Origin of the sequence: Staphylococcus sp. IVB6240 (genome assembly GCF_025558425.1) — a bacterium.
Taxonomy (GTDB): Bacteria; Bacillota; Bacilli; order Staphylococcales; family Staphylococcaceae; genus Staphylococcus.
On the sequence record NZ_CP094718.1, the window covers coordinates 751,167 to 770,701 of the forward strand.

Here is a 19,535-nt window from a genome sequence, read left to right on the forward strand (position 1 = left end):
CTCCTTTTTAGCACTTAATTACTTTGATAAAATGTTAAAAATTGTTTGCCGATTGTTGGTCGATCTGTCACTAATGTGTGAACACCTTTGTTTGCTAAATCGACCATATAGTCAACATTATTGACACCGTAAAAACCAGGTGCAATATTTTGTTGATTTAACCAAGAAATCAATTTACGTTGTGTCAGTACAAGTCCTTTATGAACGGTTGGCATTTGGAACGTATCGGCTAATCCTTGGTATAGATGACCTAATCCACTATAGCACTTCAAAATCCCTTCAGTAACTTCATGTTGGCTAGCACCAATGGCAATTTCATCTTGAATATCCAATGTGTGAAAACGTTCGATTTGCTCCTTATAGAAACTTGTCACAAGAACGCGTGATTCTGCATGATTTTCTTTAATAACTTTGTATAGACGCTCAGCCGCAATCGTTCCTTCATAACTATTTGGATGGTCCTTAATATCGATATTAACCAACTGATCTGGATAGCGTTGTAACAATGCTGCCATTGTCATAATTTTAGCTTGTGGATGGTTTTGATATGGTTTGCGGCCATTAATATTGGTAAAGCGATAACCGGCATCTAATTGTTGAAGTTCAGACAATGTATGTTGTGATACGGCACCTGAACCATTCGTTGTTCGATCGACTGTGGCATCATGAAATACAATGACTTGTTCATCTTTAGTGATACGAATATCTGTTTCAAAACCAGTCAAGCCCATAGCAACAGAGTGATCAAAGGCAAGTTCTGTCGATTCAGGACGTTCTTGCATTCCACCGCGATGGCTAAAGACATAGGGGGCTTTGTGCGTGAAGAATGGTTTGATTTCTCGCTTTTGAATCGATTTATTTTTATTAGTGATGTAGAGGGCACCACTGATCAAACTAGCAATCCCTACTAGAGAACCTGTGAGGACACGGTTTGTTTTTGTCATAAAATCTCTCCTTTAAAACTAATATTACTGCTTTTCTCTACAGTTCAACTCATGGTAGGATAAGTAGAGAGTGTGAGGTGAAGATGTTGGAAATCGTACAACGAGAAAAACTCATTGTCTATTTAAAAAACATGAAGCATGAACGACATATTCGAAAATATGGGCATATTGTTTACAGCAATAAACAACTTAAATATGTCTACATGTACGTCGACGCAGAATGTGTTGATGAGGTTGTAGACAAACTAGATAAATTAAAATATGTAACGCAAATAACAGGTTCCCCTTATAAACATTTAAAAAAGGTTTATGATAAAGAGAAACATGAAGGGGTTAACTAACTATTCTAATGGCGGAATCCAGTGCTGTAATCTGAGTACGCTTTTTAGATAATTAAAATAGAGGTCGAGTTCCGGATAATCATCTGGCGCATGAGCATCGATGCCCACCATTTCTATGTGATAAGGTGTTGCGAAAGATTGAATCATTGTAAACTTCTTATTACCTTCAGGGTATGGATAATTCATCGCATCCAACATGATATACATCGCTTGGAACTTACGATTAGGTGTTGGTTGCATGATGATAGCAACCGAAGAACGTTGATGTTTCGATTTAGGTGTATGGAAAAAGACGATACGCGAGATGCGTTCGTGATTGTGATCAATTAAAGCTTGAAATTCATATAAGTCTGTTAGGCCGTTGCCTAATACGATAAAAGATTGTTGCATCATTTTACCTCCTTAACCTAAAGTATAGTAAAAATAAAATGAGAATGGAAGTGTGAGAGAATGCGTGTCATCGCAGGCAAGCATAAGAGTAAATCTTTGGAAACACTTGAAGGTCGTAATACGCGACCGACAATGGATAAAGTAAAAGAAGGCATCTTTAATAGCCTACAAAACATAGATGGACTTGGACTAGATTTGTTTGGTGGAAGCGGAAGTCTTGGCATAGAAGCCTTGTCAAGAGGGATGGAGAAAGTGATCTTTGTTGATCAAAATAGTCGTGCAGTCAAGGTTATTCATAATAACTTGCAACGACTGGGTTTAGAGTCCCAAGCAGAAGTCTATCGCAACAATGCAGATCGTGCCCTTAAAGCATTAAGTAAACGTGAAATACAGTTCGATATTATCTTTTTAGATCCACCATATGAAAAAGGATTGATAGATAAAGCATTAGAACAAATTCATGCATTTGATTTATTAAAAAACAATGGTATCATCGTGTGTGAGTTTAGCCATCGTGAAGTAATTAAAACAGCACCTTTTGAAGAAATGAAACGTTATCACTATGGCCTGACTGACACATGTATTTTACGAAAAGAGGAAAACCATGGTTAAAACTAAAGCGGTCATTCCTGGGAGTTTTGATCCTATCACATATGGCCATATTGATATTATTGAGAGAAGTTCTGATAGATTTGATGAATTGCATGTTTGCATCTTACGTAATATGAAGAAGAGCGGCACATTTAGTGTAGAAGAACGTATCAAAATGATTGAAGATTCGGTAGCACATTTACCTAATGTGAAAGTCCATTCTTTTAGTGGCTTGCTCGTTGATTTCTGTGACAAAATTGGTGCAAACACGATTATTCGTGGCTTGCGTGCGGTGAGTGACTTTGAATATGAATTGCGTTTAACATCTATGAATAAAAAGTTAAACAGTCGTGTGGAAACACTCTATATGATGAGTTCTACTGAATATTCATTTATTAGCTCAAGCGTTGTAAAAGAAGTTGCCCAATATAATGCGGATATTTCAGAATTTGTACCGAAACATGTAGAAAAGGCGTTACTCTCCAAGTTTCAACAATAAAACTATAAAAGTGTGATGAGAATGGGTGTGGAGATCTTTATGTTTAGTAAAGACTTCGTAGTCCACGCCCATCACATTTTTTACTTCTTAATAAAGACAGGTGTATTAAAATCTGTTTGTGTTTGCTGGGTTAATAAATTATAAATATGTGTTGCTTTAATTTCATTTGTAAACAGGTGAGCATTACTTTGATTCACATTTGTGATGATTTGACGATCTGGAGAGGTTTGTTTTAACCATTTAAGATAAGCTTGTCCTTGGGTTGACATCGCTAGAACACGTGCGGCATCAATCGTATGAGAAACAGTATCTTTTGAAATGTTCAATAACACATTCATTAGTACACGTTGGATATGTGTGTATGTATAGCGCTTTGTTTTTAATTTTTGCATGAGATCATCATAAGAAGTTGCTGTTTTGATAGTTTTGATTAAACGATGTTCAAAGCCTTCTGTCATTGTATAGATGTTGCTGAGTGATACGGCATCTTGTTGGTAAATCGTTAACTTTAAAAAGTCGAATAAACGTTCATTATTAAAAAAAGGCTGACTCATAAGCTGTTGATTTTCCTTAGGTATCATATTTTGCCAAGTTATATCGTTATTGATTAGTGATTGACGAATTGCTGTTCCACTCGCAAATGTATCATGAGTGATATGATGGTGATGGTGGTGGGTATGTTGCCTTTGAATCGTCAAGGGTGTGATAGAACTATTTAACACTTGAAGTTGTTTCAAGTAGGCGATACCAAGGATGTTATTAGGCTCACTCATTAACGTATTATCTAGGTGGTCAGATGCGATACGTGCATACGTCTTACCTTCTTTGATGGCTTGTTGAAAAGATGTTTTTTCTTCAAGTGTTAGTAACTGCGTGGCAACTTGTTTTAATTTTTCGATATGACCAGATTCGCTACCAAAGCATAATGCATCAGCCGATAAAAAATCTGCCATTAAGACACCCATTTTTGCAAAATAGTCACTGGAAGAGAGCGAACCTATGAGTGGGAGTTCAATGACGAGATCCACACCGGCTAATGCCATTTGTGCACGTTGAAATTTGTTGAACATAGCCGGCATACCACGCATGACAAAATGGCCACTCATAATCGCAATTGTGACATCCGCTTGTGATAATTTTTTGGCTGTTTGTGCATGATAAAGATGACCGTTATGAAAAGGATTATATTCTGTGATTAAAGCAACACTTTTCATTTGCATTCTGTCCTTTCATATATCATTATGAGTATTGTACCAAAACTTAAGCATGTTAAGAAAAAATCTTGACAACTTGCCTAGCAAAAGTTAAAATAAATTTTGTGCTTGTTAGAGGTGAAGCCATATGAAATGGTCAATAACACAATTGAGAAAATACCAAGGACAACCTTTTAAATTTGATCAAACAATTGAATTTAACGATTTAGCGCGTCAGTTAGATATTATCGACTTGTCAGAAGTACAGGTTGACGGTGTGTTAAATGTTAAATCTACTGAGGTTGTAGCTGAAATGCGCTTACGTGGAACGTATACGATGCCATGTGCACGTACACTTGTCCCTGTAGAAGTTCCTTTCGATACTACAACGACAGAAGTGTTTGATTTAGATGGTTTGTACGAAGATGAGGACGATGAACACTATCATCTTGTCTCAGATGGCATGATTGATTTACGCAGTATTGCGGAAGAGATTGTCATGCTTGAAAAACCAATGCGTGTTATCGCTGAAGATAGCGATAAGATGTTAACTGGTGGTCGAGGTTGGGAAGTTATTGACGAAGATGATTTGGATAATGACCCATCTCAAGATGACTCAAATGTGCAAGTCGATCCGAGGCTTCAAAAATTACAAAAATTATACGATGAAAAATGATAACGCACACTAGCTTTAGCAGCAATGCGTCATAAGGAATCGAATAAAAGGGAGGATTAATCATGGCAGTACCAAAAAGAAGAACTTCTAAAACAAGAAAAAACAAACGTCGTACACACTTCAAATTAGCAGTACCAGGTATGCAAGAATGCCCAAGCTGTGGTGAATTAAAATTAGCTCACCGCGTATGCCCAAGCTGCGGTTCTTACAAAGGCGAAGAAGTCGTTTCTAAATAATAGTAAACACTTTTCGATATTTGAATAGTTGTTTTATGTCAAAGACTCAAAGTATACATGTTTACATGATGACTTTGAGTCTTTTACTATATTCTATAAAATAGATTTGTTGGCATGGGTGTGATGAACTGACTTGTATAATATATGTCAAGATTTAAATGGTTTCATAGTCAAGCTATTTTGTAGATGAAAAGAGGTTAGTTATGGAAGAAATTACATCGGTACAAAATGGAAAAGTTAAAAATTATAATAAGCTAAAAAAGAAAAAAGAGCGCGATAAGCAAGGGCTTGCGATCATAGAAGGATTTCATTTGATTGAAGAAGCGGTCGATAGTGGCATCATTGTAGAACAATTGTTTATGATGGACCCTTCACGTGTTTCTGAAAATTTACAAAATGCTGCGAAAGAATGTTACGTCATCAATCAAAAAGTCGCAGAAGCGTTATCTGGAACGGTGACACCACAAGGAATTTTTGCAGTTATCCAAAAAGCGACAGCAACGGTCGAACAAGCGAAACAAGTACTTATTTTGGATCGTATCCAAGATCCTGGGAACTTAGGAACGCTTATGCGTACGGCAGATGCTGCAGGATTGGATTTAGTTGTGCTAGCAAAAGGGACAGCAGATGTTTATCAAGAAAAAGTATTACGTGCGAGTCAAGGAAGCGTCTTTCATATTCCAACGATTGAAGTGGAAGATGTTGTCGACTATGTTAAAAACTTTTCAGGTCCAGTCTATGGCACTGCATTAGAAGACGCAGTTTCTTATCACAATGTGCCATCAAAACAGGAATCATTTGCACTTGTATTAGGTAATGAAGGGCAAGGAATGTCTGAGGCACTACTTGCTGCAACGTCGCAAAATGTCACGATTCCCATTTATGGGCGAGCAGAAAGTTTGAATGTAGCCATTGCTGCAGGCATTCTCATGTTCCATTTAAAAGGTTGACCCATACATTTGAGATGTATATAATAGATTTGTTAATAATTAAACATGTGCTAATAAAAAGACGAAAACTATTATCGGAGTTTGTTCAGGGAAGGACGATTATGACTGGGAGTCGTCCTCAACTTACATAGTTTGTTCACCTTTTTGGCTACTTAAAGAGATTTAAGTCGGGTGTTATGATCCGTTATCAACATATCTTCAGAGTGTATGCGTATATTTATGCATAAAACTGGGTGGTACCACGGCAAGGCTTCGTCCCATATTTGAGGGGCGGAGTCTTTTTTCGTAAAAAGGTACGTAACGAATCATAATGTGGCATGTAATGAATGGATATAAGGAGGCATTGTAATGGTGCAAACAGATGAAATGACAACAATCAAACAAGATGCATTGGAAGCAGTTGAACAAGCACAAGATGCACAAGCGTTACAAGCAGTGAAAGTACAGTACTTAGGGAAAAAAGGACTTGTCACTGGCTTGATGAAACATATGAAAGATTTACCGAAAGAAGAAAAACCAGCATATGGTCAAAAAGTGAATGAAGTGAGACAAGCGATTGAAGCAGCGATTGAAACGCGTCAAGTCACTTTAAATGAAGCAGCTTTGAATGAACAACTGGCACAGGAGTCAATTGATGTTACATTGCCAGGACGACCAGTTGCAAATGGTGCAGCACATCCACTAACAAGAACAATTGAGGAAATTGAAGACTTATTCTTAGGTCTAGGTTATGAAATTGTAACAGGTTATGAAGTGGAACAAGATTACTATAACTTTGAAGCATTAAACTTACCGAAATCACATCCAGCACGTGACATGCAAGATAGCTTCTATATCACAGAAGATATTTTAATGCGTACACATACATCTCCAGTGCAAGCGCGTACTTTGGAACAACGTAATGGTAAAGGACCAGTGAAAATCATCTGTCCAGGTAAAGTATATCGTCGTGACTCAGACGATGCGACACACAGTCACCAATTCACGCAAATTGAAGGACTTGTTGTCGATGAAAACATTAAAATGAGTGACTTAAAAGGAACACTTGAATTACTTGCGAAGTCATTATTCGGTGCAGACCGTGAAATTCGTCTACGCCCAAGTTACTTCCCATTTACAGAACCATCTGTAGAAGTCGATGTTTCATGTTTCAAATGTAAAGGGAAAGGTTGTAACGTCTGCAAACAAACAGGTTGGATTGAAATTTTAGGTGCCGGTATGGTACATCCAAACGTTTTAGAAATGGCAGGATTCGATTCTAAGAAATATTCAGGTTTCGCATTTGGTATGGGACCTGACCGTATTGCAATGTTGAAATATGGTATTGAAGACATTCGTCATTTCTATACAAATGATGTTAGATTCTTAAATCAATTTAAAGGTGTAGAAGATCGAGGTGAAACAACATGTTAATTTCTAAAGAATGGTTACAAGATTACGTTGCTGTAGATGCACCAATTGATGCATTAGCAGAGAAAATTACTCGCACAGGGATTGAAGTGGATGAAGTGATCGACCTAACTGAAGGTATTAAAAATCTTGTTGTCGGTTATGTTGAAAGTATCGAGAAACATCCAGATGCAGATAAATTAAATATTTGCCAAGTGAATATTGGAGAAGAAGTACCCGTACAAATCGTATGTGGCGCACCAAATGTAGATCAAGGTCAAACAGTTATTGTTGCAAAAGTAGGTGGGCGTTTACCAGGTGGCATTAAAATTAAACGTGCCAAATTACGTGGCCAAGTATCTGAAGGTATGATTTGCTCATTACAAGAAATTGGTTTGTCAGGTAATGTGGCGCCAAAAGAATATGAAGCAGGTATTTATAACTTTGCAACGGCTGTTGAGCCAGGTACAAACGCACTTGAAGCATTGCATTTAGAAGATCAGTTGATGTCATTTGATCTGACACCTAACCGTGCAGATGCGTTAAGTATGATTGGTACAGCTTATGAAGTTGGTGCATTGTATAACTTACCAGTTCAACGTCCAACAGCAACACCAACGGAACAATCAACTCAAGCAAGTGATGAGTTAGCAGTTACAGTTGAAAATGAAGATAAAGTGCCATATTACAGTGCGCGTATCGTTAAAAATGTAAAAATTGCACCATCTCCTGAATGGATGCAAGCACGTTTAATGAAAGCTGGCATTCGTCCAATTAACAATGTTGTGGATATCTCAAACTATATCTTATTAGAATATGGTCAACCATTGCATATGTTTGACCAAGATCAAATCGGTTCAAAAGAAATTTTAGTACGTAAAGCACAAGCGGATGAGAAGATGACGACACTTGACGATCAAGAACGTACATTGCTTGCTTCAGATATCGTCATTACAAATGGACAAGCACCAATTGCATTAGGTGGTGTGATGGGCGGGGACTTCTCAGAGGTCACTGACAAGACACAAAATGTCGTTGTTGAAGGTGCCATTTTTGATTCAGCTTCAATTCGTCATACATCACGTCGTTTGAATCTACGCAGTGAAGCATCAAGTCGTTTTGAAAAAGGCATTGCGACAGAGTTTGTAGATGAAGCTGTGGATCGTGCATGCTACTTATTAGAAACACTTGCGGAAGGTGAAACACTTGCAGGTCGTGTTGCAAGTGGTGATTTAGGTGAATTTGTAACAGAAATCAATATTACAGTAAATCGTATTAACCGTACAATTGGTTTTGACTTACCAAAGGCAGATATCATTGCAATCTTTGAACAACTAGGTTTTGAAACAAAAGAAAATGGTGACACATTAACAGTACGTGTACCATCACGCCGTCGAGATATTACGATTGAAGCGGACTTAGTGGAAGAAGTCGCACGTATTTACGGCTATGATATTATTCCTTCATCATTACCAGTATTTGAAGAAGTGACAAGTGGTGCATTAACAGACCGTCAACGTAAAACACGTGTCGTTCGTCATACACTAGAAGGTGCAGGGCTTTCACAAGCCATCACATACTCACTCGTTGATCAAGCGCGTGCAACAGCATTCACAACTGAGCAACGTGATACGATTTCATTGTTAATGCCAATGAGTGAAAGCTATGCAACATTACGTCAAAGCTTGATTCCACACTTAATCGATGCAACACAATATAATGTTGCACGTAAAAACAATGATATTGCGCTTTATGAAATTGGTAATGTGTTCTTCGGAAAAGAAGACAGCGCTATGCCTGATGAAGTGGAGTATTTAAGTGGTATTATGACAGGTGAATATACGTCAAATGCTTGGCAAGGTAAAAAAGAAGAGGTTGATTTCTATCTTGCAAAAGGAATTGTAGATCGTGTTGCAGATAAATTAGCACTTTCGTTTGAATATGAAGTAGGGCAAGTAGATGGTTTACACCCTGGACGTACAGCTTTTGTTTTATTAAATGGTAAACGCATTGGCTTCATCGGTGAACTACACCCAAGCGTTGCGAAAGATTATGACCTTGGACGTACTTATGTATTCGAATTAAACTATGACCATATCATGAAACAAGCGGTTGGTTATATTAATTATCAACCAATTCCACGTTTCCCTGGTGTGACACGTGATATCGCTCTCGTAGTAAATTCAGAAGTACAAGCAGCCGAATTAGTTTCAACCATTCGAGAAAATGGTGGTAAATTACTACAAGATGCCAAAGTATTCGATGTGTATGAAGGTGAGCATATGGAAGCAGGCAAAAAATCAGTAGCCATCCGTTTAGCATATTTAGATAAAGAACAGACGTTAACTGAAGAACAAGTTACAGAAGTTCACAGTAAGATTTTATCTGCACTTGAAGTAGAAGGTGTAACATTAAGAGGATAAAATAGAAATGCCCGTTCATCAGACACTGACTACAGTGTTTGTCGAATGGGCTTTTTACGCTTACAACATTGAATAGACTTAATGAGTATGTTATATTATAAAAAAAGAGAGACATGCTCCAACATGTCTCTCAGAGCCCGTTAAAAAGACGGTGACTTTTTAATTTGATGGTAATAACCATTTCATCTACTTTGTCAAAAGTTGGGAATGGTTATTTTTTTGACTATTAATTGAAACGACTACAATGCCAATGATTGTTAATACAACCATTAGCATTTCGTAATCAGTCATGTTGTTCCTTTCTGGGTGTTACAACTATAATCATAGGCATCACCCCTTTTAAAAGAGTTAGCCACCATCTATCCAACTTGCTCAGTTACTATTCTATCACAATTAAGTTTTATTTTTAATTATATTTCACACGTCTTTATTAAGAGGAATATCTAGGTTTAGTTCGATAGGATACTAAAATACATGAAATGACCATTCATCAGACACTGACTCAAGTGTTTGTCGAATGGGCTTTTTACGCTTATAACATTGAATAGACTTAATGAGTATGTTATATTATAAAAAAAGAGAGACATGCTGCAACATGTCTCTCAGAGCCCGTTAAAAAGACGGTGACTTTTCGAGAAAATGAAAAATAGCCATTTCTCCTACTTCGTCAAAAGTTGGGAATGGTTATTTTTTTTGACTATTAATTGAAACGACTACAATGCCAATGATTGTTAATACAACCATTAGCATTTCGTAATCAGTCATGTTGTTCCTTTCTGGGTGTTACAACTATAATCATAGGCATCACCCCTTTTAAAAGAGTTAGCCACCATCTATCCAACTTGCTCAGTTACTATTCTATCACAATTAAGTTTCGTTTTTAATTATATTTTACACATTTTGTTATGTGTGGTATTTAAGCTGATTTAATTCATTAAGATGATAGGATACTAAAATATATGGAATAACCATCCCTTAGACACTGACTCAAGTGTTTATCGAATGGGCATTTGCTTACACCATTGAATGGATTTTATGTGTGTTATATTATATGAACAAGAGATTAGCGTTAGAGCCCGTTAAAAAGACGGTGGCTTTGTTTATTGGTGAAATCATCTAGTATACTGACCAAAGTATATGCTAGATGGTTATTTTTTATAGAAGAAAGATAATGAAAAATAACTCATTTAGTTATTAATATCATAGTAATCGATAGACTGATATAAATGAACGATCTATCATAACTCAGTTTCTCTCAAAAGACGCAACGAAATCCAATTTCTGATTTCATTGCGTCTTTTATTACTTTTTGCGTTGTTCCAATATCTTCAAAGCTTTCTCCCGATTTTTAAAATCTTTTTTAGTAATACTGTCAACGACTTCAACACCATGTTTTGCCATGAGTTTTGCGGCAGCAACATCTACCTTTGGGCCAGCGCCTTTTAGAATAGTTGTACGGTACTGCTTGGAAAGGGCATCCATATGTTTGACAAATGCATATCGAGAAATGATACTAGCAGCGGCAATGGCCAGTGACTTAGATTCACCTTTTGTTTCATAACATGTTTTATTTTTCAAAGGAACGTCGCCCATTGCGTAACGTTCGTATGTTGGCCTTGGTGTAAATTGATCAATGACGATATAGTCTAATGCATTTTCATCAATTTTTTGTAAGACATTTTTAATACATTCATTATGTAAGACAGCTTTCATTTTTACTTGCGACCAATTCAATGCCTTACGTTCATTGTATTTTGGATTATCCAATACGAGTAGTGAATGGGGGAGGAATGTGACAAGTTGTTCTGCAAGTTCTACAATTTTAGCATCTGTCAGTTTCTTAGAATCATCAACACCTAAAGTTTTTAATACTTCTACGTGTTCTTTTGAGACGTAACATGCACAAACTGTGAGAGGGCCAAAGTAATCCCCACTACCTGCTTCATCGCTACCGATACAGTTATATGTATTGTAGTTAATATTTGTACTTTGGTTCGATGTGCTTTTTGATTTTTTAGATGGCGATGGGGTCACTCTACCGAGAAGTTCCATGGCTACTTTTTCATTATTTGCTCCTTGAAACATTGCTTTTTTTGAATTATATATACTGATGGTTACACCTTGATATTTAGAACGAAAGATCATACCAGGTGGATAGTTACCACGAACTGCTTTTAATTTTCCACGCAATAGAATCACTTCTTCTGTGGAAAGTTCCATTACAAGATTTGACATTGATTTCACCGCTTTCTAGTTGTGTCCTAACAAATAGTAACATATAAATAGAAAATAGATGAACTAACGAAGGAATCATACACAAAATAAATGAACTCGTGTATAATGTACCGTGATAAATAAATTTATTGATAATAGGCTAGGTGAATGTAGATGGGTGAGTTCAAAAACCGAATCAATGTAACGATAAATGACCAGCACTATACGATTGTTGGTGAAGATGATCCAGAACACATCCGCTATGTTGCGGATCTGGTAGACGGTAAAATTCGAGAGCTTGGACGCCGTAATGCAGGACTGGATTCAGTGAGAAAATCTGTTTTAACAGCAGTGAATGTGATGCATGAATTAGTACTTTTAGAAGAGGAAAATGCACGTCTTAGAGAAGAAGTTCAACGATTAAAACACCGAGGTAAATAGCATGTATTTGCTGTTTGTTTGTATCGTGTTACTACTATTTATGATGACAGGATTCCACCGTGGATTGATAGGGAGTCTTTTACATCTAAGTAGCACTTTGTTTGGTTTATGGGTGGCCATGCAGTATTATCAGCCATTCAGTGACTATTTGCGTTTGTTTTTACCTTTTCCTAAAACCTTGGCATATGATGCGCATTATGTATTGTCACTGAATCAACCAGAAGTCCGTTTTGATCGCGTATGTGGTTTTATTATTATCGTTCTCATTGTTAAAACGATGATGTATATGGTATTTAGTAGTGTGTCGAGGATATTTGGTTCACGACACCGAAGTTTAATATTACGCATATTAGGTATAGGAACAGGTCTTGTTTCTGGTGTTATTTTCTTACATTTTGTCAGCTATATTGCGGTGTTAATCCCGTATCCACAGTTACAAACGTATATAGCAGAGACACAACTAGGTCAATGGTTTGTGTTGAAAGTACCTTTATTATCGGAAATGACATTGCATTTATAAGCAAATCATTATAAGTACAGACAGGTTAATAAGTTATTGAAATATAATCAAATAATGGACAGCCAATGATTGACGATATTATATAAGTTACATTTGATATAGTATGTGGTTATCATGGCTGAAGTGGGACAAGATGATATCTTTACTTGAAGATGCGGTTTGTCCCTTTCCTTTTTTAATGAGGTGAAGATGTGTTAACGAAAAAAGATGTCATACGTTTATTAGAAGAAATTGCGACATATATGGAACTAAAAGGAGAAAATACATTTAAAATTTCTGCTTATCGTAAAGCGGCTCAAAGTTTAGAAACAGATGAACGCCCACTTGATCAAATTGAAGACGTTACTGCACTTAAAAATATTGGTAAAGGTGTCGGTGAAGTGATTAATACGTATATCAAAACTCAGGAAACACCTGTATTGGATGCGTTGAAAGAAGAAGTGCCAAATGGTCTTATTCCATTATTAAAAATACCAGGGCTAGGCAGTAAACGTATTGCGCGACTTTATAAGGAACTAAATATTACAGATAAAGCATCATTCCAAGCTGCTTGTGAAGCGGGAGATGTCTCTTCATTGAGTGGTTTTGGTAAAAAAACTGAGGAAAAGTATTTAGCAGCAGTGAAAGAACTAGGTGCTAAGAAAGAACGTTATCCAATTGATCAAATGATCGGGTTGAACCAATTGATTTCGGATTATCTCTCACAAATTTCAGAGATCCATCGTTTTGAAGTGGCTGGTAGTTTCCGTCGAATGAAAGAAATGAGTAAAGATTTAGATTATATTATTAGTACAGATCATCCTTTAAAAGTACAAGAACAACTATTGGCGATACCACAATTGGTTGAAAAAGTGGCAGTAGGTGAAACAAAAGTATCTTTAACGCTATCATATGACGATGAAACAATTGGTGTAGACTTCCGTATGATTGAACCTGCCGCTTTTTACCATACACTTCAGCATTTTACAGGTTCTAAAGATCATAACATTCGTATTCGTCAACTTGCAAAAGCACGTAATGAAAAAGTAAGTGAATATGGTATTGAACAAGCAGATGGTACGTTAATCCAATTAGATAGTGAAAAGGCGATTTACGAACATTTTAATACACCATGGATTACACCAAGTATGAGAGAGGATGGTTCAGAATTTGAAAAAGACTTGTCTTCTATTATTACATTAGAAGATATGCGTGGAGATATTCATATGCATACAACTGCAAGTGATGGTGCATTTGGTTTACGAGAAATGATTGAAGCGAATATTGCAAAAGGTTACGACTATATGTGCATTACTGATCATTCTCAAAGTTTACGTGTGGCCAATGGCTTGTCTGTTGAACGCTTATTAAAACAAAATGAAGAAATTCGTGCGTTGAATGAAGAGTATGATGAGATTGATATTTATTCAGGTATTGAGATGGATATCTTACCAGATGGCTCATTAGATTACGACGATGAAGTGCTTGCACAATTAGACTATGTCATTGCTGCGATTCACCAAAGTTTTAATCAAAGTGAAGAAGAGATTATGAAACGTTTGGAGACAGCTTGTCGAAATCCATATGTTCGACATATTGCACATCCAACAGGTAGAATTATTGGGAAACGTCAAGGTTATGAACCCAATATGGATGAGTTGATTGCACTTTGTCGTGAAACGGGAACGGTGTTAGAAATTAATGCTAACCCTAAACGCTTAGATTTGAGTGCAGATGTATTACGTCAACATCCAGACTTGATGGTTACAATTAATACAGATGCGCATCATGTTGATCATTTAGAATTTATGAAATATGGTGTGGCGACAGCACAAAAAGGATGGGTGAAGCGTGAACATGTATTAAACGCTATGTCACGTGAAGCTTTTAAAGCATTCATCACCAACCCTAAGCAGAGTAACTAGAGAATGAGGGGTTTTAATGAAAACAAAAACTTTAGATATATTAGAGTTTAATAAAGTAAAAGAAATGATAGAACAAGAAGCGGTTAGTGATTTAGGACGTGCCAAAGTGCAATCACTGACTCCGGCAAAGGATTTTGATACTGTAACATTTCAAATGGATGAAATGGATGAAGTCGCCCAAATTTATAATCAATATCGTATCCCTAGTTTGAGTGGATTATCAAGTGTATCTACTTATGTGAAGCGTGCGCAAATTGGTGGTACATTAAATGTTCAAGAGTTGAATGCGATAAAGCGATTGATACAAGTTCAAAATCAATTCAAAACATTTTACAATCAACTCGTGGAAGATGAGGAAGGTATCCATTATGAAATTCTAGATGGACAAATGCAACGTCTCCCGGTGCTAACGCCACTTTATCAATCAATCCATCAAACATGTGATTCACATGATTTGTTTGACTCAGCAAGTACAGAGTTACAAGCTATTCGTAGTCGTATTTCAAAAACAAATCAACGCGTGAAAGCACAATTAGACCGTATTGTGAAGTCGACAGGGAACCAAAAGAAACTGTCTGATGCAATCGTAACCGTGCGTAATGAACGCCATGTGATTCCAGTTAAAGCAGAGTATCGACAAGATTTTAATGGGATTGTTCATGATCAATCAGCATCTGGGCAAACACTTTATATCGAACCATCATCTGTTGTGGAATTAAACAATCAAGTGTCTCGCTTAAGAAGTGAAGAGGCAACGGAGATGAATCGTATTTTAATGGCACTAACGGCAGAAGTTGCTGCAGATGGAGATGGTTGCTTGATTGCAGAAGAAATTATGGGGCATTTAGATTTCTTAATTGCCAAAGCACGTTACGCAGCGAAAATTAAAGGGACAAAGCCAACATTCTCGGAAACACGCAAAGTATACTTACCAAAAGCATTTCACCCACTTTTGGATAGAGAAACAGTCGTAGCGAATACGATTGAATTTGAAGATAACATTCAAACCGTCATTATTACTGGTCCGAATACCGGGGGGAAAACCGTCACACTAAAAACGCTTGGTTTAATCATTGTGATGGCACAGTCTGGTTTATTAATTCCTACATTAGATGGCAGTCAACTGAGTGTGTTTGACAATGTCTTCTGTGATGTTGGTGATGAACAATCGATTGAACAATCATTATCGACGTTCTCTTCTCATATGAAGACAATTGTGGGTATTTTGGAAGAAGCCAATGCGAATAGTCTGATTTTATTTGATGAGTTAGGTGCCGGAACAGATCCTAGTGAAGGTGCTGCATTAGCAATGAGTATTTTAGACCACGTTCAATCAATTGGCTCATTAGTCATGGCAACAACGCATTATCCTGAATTAAAAGCATATAGTTACAATCGTGAAGGTGTGATGAATGCGAGTGTTGAATTTAATGTAGACACACTAAGCCCAACTTATAAGTTATTAATGGGTGTACCAGGACGTTCAAATGCCTTTGAAATTTCTAAACGTTTAGGACTTGGTTTGAAAATCATTAATCATGCTAAAACGATGATTGGTCAAGATGAACAAGAAATTAATGAAATGATTGCTTCATTAGAACACAATGCAAAACGAGTAGATGATCAGCGTATTGAATGGGAACGTCTCGTGCGTGAAGCGGAAACAATTCATCGTGACTTAACACAACAATATGAGAAATACCAAAACTTTGAATCACGTTTGATGGAAGAAGCGAAAGAAAAAGCGAACCAGCATGTGATTGCTGCGACTCAAGAAGCGGATGATATTGTAAAATCATTGCGTGACATGCGTGATCAAAAAGGTGCTGAAGTTAAAGAACACGAGTTGATTGATAAGAAGAAACAACTTGAAAGTCAGTATGAAGCGAAGTCAATCAAACAAGATGTGAAAAAACAGCGCTGGGATGAAATCAAAGCAGGCGATGAAGTGAAAGTACTATCTTATGGTCAAAAAGGTGAAGTATTAGAACTATTAGATGATGAAGAAGCAGTGGTTCAAATGGGTATTATTAAAATGAAACTGCCATTGAAAGACCTAGAGAAGAAGGAAAAAACAAAACAACAACCAAGTAAGATGGTGACACGTACAAATCGATTAACGGTAAAAATGGAATTAGATTTGCGAGGCTATCGTTATGATGAAGCGATGGTGGCTCTGGACCAATATTTAGACCAAGCAGTATTAAGTAACTATGAAGATGTTTATATTATTCATGGTAAAGGTACAGGCGCATTGCAAAAAGGTGTGCAACAACATCTCAAACGTCATAAGAGTGTTGCAGACTTCCGCATGGGTATGCCAAGTGAAGGTGGCTTTGGCGTAACAGTGGCCACTCTACGTTAATGAGCATTTAAAGTGAAAGGTAAGAATTGATTTGTTATAATTTGTTCATCATTAAAAATCGAGGAGGCTATAACATATGGCTATTATTGAAGCAACAGATGCAAAATTTGATCAACAAGTAGAAGAAGGCGTTAAATTAGTAGATTTCTGGGCAACTTGGTGTGGGCCTTGTAAAATGATTGCACCAGTATTAGAAGACTTAGCAGCAGACTACGAAGGTAAAGCAGACATCTTAAAATTAGATGTAGACCAAAACCAAGCAACAGCTGCTAAATTTGAAGTAATGAGTATTCCAACATTAATCGTATTCAAAAACGGTCAACCAGTTGATAAAATTGTTGGATTCCAACCTAAAGAAAACTTAGCACAAGTTTTAGATAAACACCTATAAGAGATAATTGACTACCCAGGCGTTTAAGGTTGATAGAGCAAACACTGGATCAATAATAAAAAGCCTATTCGCATGATTGCGGATAGGCTTTTTAATGCAATCATTTTACATAAATCCATATTTAATAAATAAAACGGGTATAGAAAAGTAGCAAGATATGAGCGGGAGGTGAATCTGTTTGGAAGAGGTGAAAGAGAAAATTAAGCAGAAGTTAAGTGTTCTACCAACAGAACCAGGTTGTTATTTGATGAAAGATCGTCAAGGACAAGTCATCTATGTTGGTAAGGCCAAACGTCTGCGTAATCGTGTGCGTTCGTATTTTACAGGGTCGCATGATACGAAGACAACACGGTTAGTAAGTGAAATAGTAGATTTTGAATATATTGTCACTTCTACTGAGACGGAATCATTATTATTAGAGCTGAATTTAATCAAAAAATATCAGCCAAGATATAATATCTTATTAAAAGATGGTAAAACATACCCTTTCATTAAAATTACAAAGGAACGTCATCCAAAATTAATTGTGACACGAACGGTGCGTAAAGGAAGCGGAAAATATTTTGGTCCATATCCAAATGCCTATTCAGCCTATGAGACGAAAAAACTACTCGATCGCATCTATCCATTCCGTAAGTGTGATAAAATGCCAAATCGTTTATGTCTCTACTATCATATTGGCCAGTGTCTAGGTCCTTGTGTCTATCCTGTAGCAAATGAAGAATATGAACGTATGTCACGTGAAATATCTGACTTTTTAAATGGAGAAGATAAGACGATTCTTAAACATTTAGAAACACGGATGCTTGAAGCAAGTGAAGAAATGGCATTTGAACAGGCGAAAGAGTATCGTGATCTAATCCAACATGTTCAAAACTTAACGAATAAACAGAAAGTCATCTCAACAGATCAAACAATTCGTGATGTCTTTGGATATAGTGTCGATAAAGGTTGGATGTGTATTCAAGTCTTTTTCGTGCGACAAGGGAATTTGATAGAACGAGAAGCAACGATGTTTCCTCTTCAACAAACACCTGAAGAAGAATTTTATACATTTATTGGACAGTTTTATCAAGTTAATCAGCATTTATTACCGAAAGAAGTCCATGTGCCTAAAGGGTTAGATACAGAGATGATTCAATCTGTTGTGGATACAACGATATTAACGCCACAACGTGGTCAGAAAAAACAATTGGTCGATTTAGCAAACAAAAATGCGCGTATTTCACTAGAAAATAAGTTCGAACTGATTGCCCGCGATGAATCACGTACGATCCATGCGATTGATGAGCTTGGAGAAGCGATGGGCATTCAAACACCGATTCGCATTGAAGCCTTTGATAACTCAAATATTCAAGGGGTAGATCCCGTTTCAGCAATGATTACATTTGTTGACGGTAAACCTGATAAGAAAGGCTATCGAAAGTATAAAGTTAAAACGGTAGAAGGACCCGATGACTATAAAACAATGCGTGAAGTGGTACGCAGAAGATATACGCGTGTCTTAAATGAAGGCTTACCATTGCCAGACTTGATTATTGTTGATGGTGGGAAAGGACATATGTCAGGCGTTATCGATGTGTTAGAGAATGAACTAGGATTAGATATCCCGGTAGCAGGCCTTGCCAAAAACGATAAGCACCAAACAGCAGAACTATTATATGGTAAGGAAGCAGAAATCATTCCACTTAAGAAAAATAGTCAGGCATTTTATCTTCTACATCGCATTCAAGATGAAGTACACCGTTTTGCGATTACATTCCATCGTCAAACACGCCGAAAGACAGGATTACAATCTGTACTTGATCAAATCGATGGCATTGGTCCGAAAAGAAAAGCCAACTTACTACAAAAATTTGGTTCTATTAAAAAAATGCGTGAAGCAACAGTTGAAGAAATACATGCAGCAGGCCTACCAAAACAGGCCGCAAACAATGTCTATCAATCACTTCACGAGCCTTCTGGATAAATTTGGTATGAGAATCATTCTCATACCCAAATTTGTCACAATTAGTGTTACAATATTAGTGAATTGATTTCTTTTTTTTAAACGTTGATGCAAACGTTT

General features: G+C 36.8%; 18 protein-coding genes. 14 read left to right on the plus strand and 4 right to left on the minus strand.

The window, feature by feature from the left end:
- Positions 1-14: 14 nt before the first annotated feature.
- Entirely contained in the window at positions 15-944 is a 930-nt protein-coding gene (locus MUA88_RS03700; protein ID WP_262605782.1) for a lysophosphatidylglycerol phospholipase D, read from the minus strand.
- 83 nt (positions 945-1,027) lie between these two features.
- On the opposite strand from MUA88_RS03700, the gene MUA88_RS03705 reads away from it, so the two are divergent.
- Positions 1,028-1,285 (plus strand): DUF2129 domain-containing protein, encoded by a 258-nt coding sequence (locus MUA88_RS03705; protein WP_481906564.1) that lies wholly within the window; start codon positions 1,028-1,030, stop codon positions 1,283-1,285.
- On the opposite strand, the gene MUA88_RS03710 is transcribed toward MUA88_RS03705, so the two are convergent.
- Entirely contained in the window at positions 1,286-1,675 is a 390-nt protein-coding gene (locus MUA88_RS03710) for a DUF7147 family protein (protein WP_262605108.1), read from the minus strand.
- A 60-nt stretch (positions 1,676-1,735) separates the two neighbouring features.
- Here MUA88_RS03710 and rsmD point away from each other — a divergent pair, with 60 nt between their 5' ends.
- Positions 1,736-2,287 carry a 16S rRNA (guanine(966)-N(2))-methyltransferase RsmD gene (gene rsmD / locus MUA88_RS03715; protein WP_262604785.1) on the plus strand — a complete coding sequence of 184 codons (552 nt, stop codon included), beginning with the start codon at positions 1,736-1,738 and terminating at the stop codon, positions 2,285-2,287.
- Complete coding sequence (gene coaD / locus MUA88_RS03720) at positions 2,280-2,765, plus strand: pantetheine-phosphate adenylyltransferase (RefSeq protein ID WP_262604786.1); 486 nt, start codon at positions 2,280-2,282, stop codon at positions 2,763-2,765. Before rsmD ends, coaD begins: the two co-directional genes overlap by 8 nt.
- Positions 2,766-2,845: 80 nt before the next feature.
- On the opposite strand, the gene MUA88_RS03725 is transcribed toward coaD, so the two are convergent.
- Positions 2,846-3,979, minus strand: coding sequence for a nucleotidyltransferase (locus MUA88_RS03725; RefSeq protein ID WP_262605783.1), 1,134 nt, complete (start codon positions 3,977-3,979; stop codon positions 2,846-2,848).
- Between the two features lie 127 nt (positions 3,980-4,106).
- On the opposite strand from MUA88_RS03725, the gene MUA88_RS03730 reads away from it, so the two are divergent.
- The 5 genes from MUA88_RS03730 (at position 4,107) to pheT (ending at position 9,632) form a co-directional block, all read left to right on the plus strand.
- Entirely contained in the window at positions 4,107-4,634 is a 528-nt protein-coding gene (locus MUA88_RS03730) for a YceD family protein (RefSeq protein ID WP_262605784.1), read from the plus strand.
- Positions 4,635-4,696: 62 nt separating this feature from the next.
- Positions 4,697-4,870 carry a 50S ribosomal protein L32 gene (rpmF, locus tag MUA88_RS03735; protein ID WP_044359826.1) on the plus strand — a complete coding sequence of 58 codons (174 nt, stop codon included), beginning with the start codon at positions 4,697-4,699 and terminating at the stop codon, positions 4,868-4,870.
- A gap of 203 nt (positions 4,871-5,073) precedes the next feature.
- The gene (locus tag MUA88_RS03740) at positions 5,074-5,820 is read left to right on the plus strand and encodes a TrmH family RNA methyltransferase (RefSeq protein ID WP_262604788.1); all 747 of its coding nucleotides are present in this window, start codon (positions 5,074-5,076) and stop codon (positions 5,818-5,820) included.
- A 348-nt stretch (positions 5,821-6,168) separates the two neighbouring features.
- On the plus strand, positions 6,169-7,233 hold the full coding sequence (gene pheS / locus MUA88_RS03745) for a phenylalanine--tRNA ligase subunit alpha (protein WP_262604789.1): 1,065 nt from the start codon (positions 6,169-6,171) through the stop codon (positions 7,231-7,233).
- A complete protein-coding gene (gene pheT / locus MUA88_RS03750; RefSeq protein ID WP_262605785.1) occupies positions 7,227-9,632 on the plus strand; it encodes a phenylalanine--tRNA ligase subunit beta in 2,406 nt (801 codons plus the stop codon). The genes pheS and pheT overlap by 7 nt, the downstream gene beginning before the upstream one ends.
- A 1,302-nt stretch (positions 9,633-10,934) precedes the next feature.
- Here pheT and rnhC read toward each other — a convergent pair.
- The gene (rnhC, locus tag MUA88_RS03755; RefSeq protein WP_262604791.1) at positions 10,935-11,867 is read right to left on the minus strand and encodes a ribonuclease HIII; all 933 of its coding nucleotides are present in this window, start codon (positions 11,865-11,867) and stop codon (positions 10,935-10,937) included.
- 153 nt (positions 11,868-12,020) lie between these two features.
- Here rnhC and zapA point away from each other — a divergent pair, with 153 nt between their 5' ends.
- The 6 genes from zapA (at position 12,021) to uvrC (ending at position 19,436) form a co-directional block, all read left to right on the plus strand.
- Entirely contained in the window at positions 12,021-12,287 is a 267-nt protein-coding gene (gene zapA, locus MUA88_RS03760) for a cell division protein ZapA (protein WP_262605786.1), read from the plus strand.
- A gap of 1 nt (position 12,288) precedes the next feature.
- Entirely contained in the window at positions 12,289-12,807 is a 519-nt protein-coding gene (locus tag MUA88_RS03765; RefSeq protein ID WP_262605787.1) for a CvpA family protein, read from the plus strand.
- A gap of 191 nt (positions 12,808-12,998) precedes the next feature.
- Positions 12,999-14,711: a DNA polymerase/3'-5' exonuclease PolX gene (gene polX / locus MUA88_RS03770; protein WP_262604794.1), complete on the plus strand. Its 1,713-nt coding sequence runs from the start codon at positions 12,999-13,001 to the stop codon at positions 14,709-14,711.
- Between the two features lie 16 nt (positions 14,712-14,727).
- Positions 14,728-17,076, plus strand: coding sequence for an endonuclease MutS2 (locus MUA88_RS03775; RefSeq protein WP_262604795.1), 2,349 nt, complete (start codon positions 14,728-14,730; stop codon positions 17,074-17,076).
- A gap of 76 nt (positions 17,077-17,152) precedes the next feature.
- The gene (gene trxA, locus MUA88_RS03780) at positions 17,153-17,467 is read left to right on the plus strand and encodes a thioredoxin (RefSeq protein WP_262605788.1); all 315 of its coding nucleotides are present in this window, start codon (positions 17,153-17,155) and stop codon (positions 17,465-17,467) included.
- Positions 17,468-17,645: 178 nt separating this feature from the next.
- Complete coding sequence (uvrC, locus tag MUA88_RS03785; RefSeq protein ID WP_262605789.1) at positions 17,646-19,436, plus strand: excinuclease ABC subunit UvrC; 1,791 nt, start codon at positions 17,646-17,648, stop codon at positions 19,434-19,436.
- The last annotated feature ends 99 nt before the right edge of the window (positions 19,437-19,535 follow it).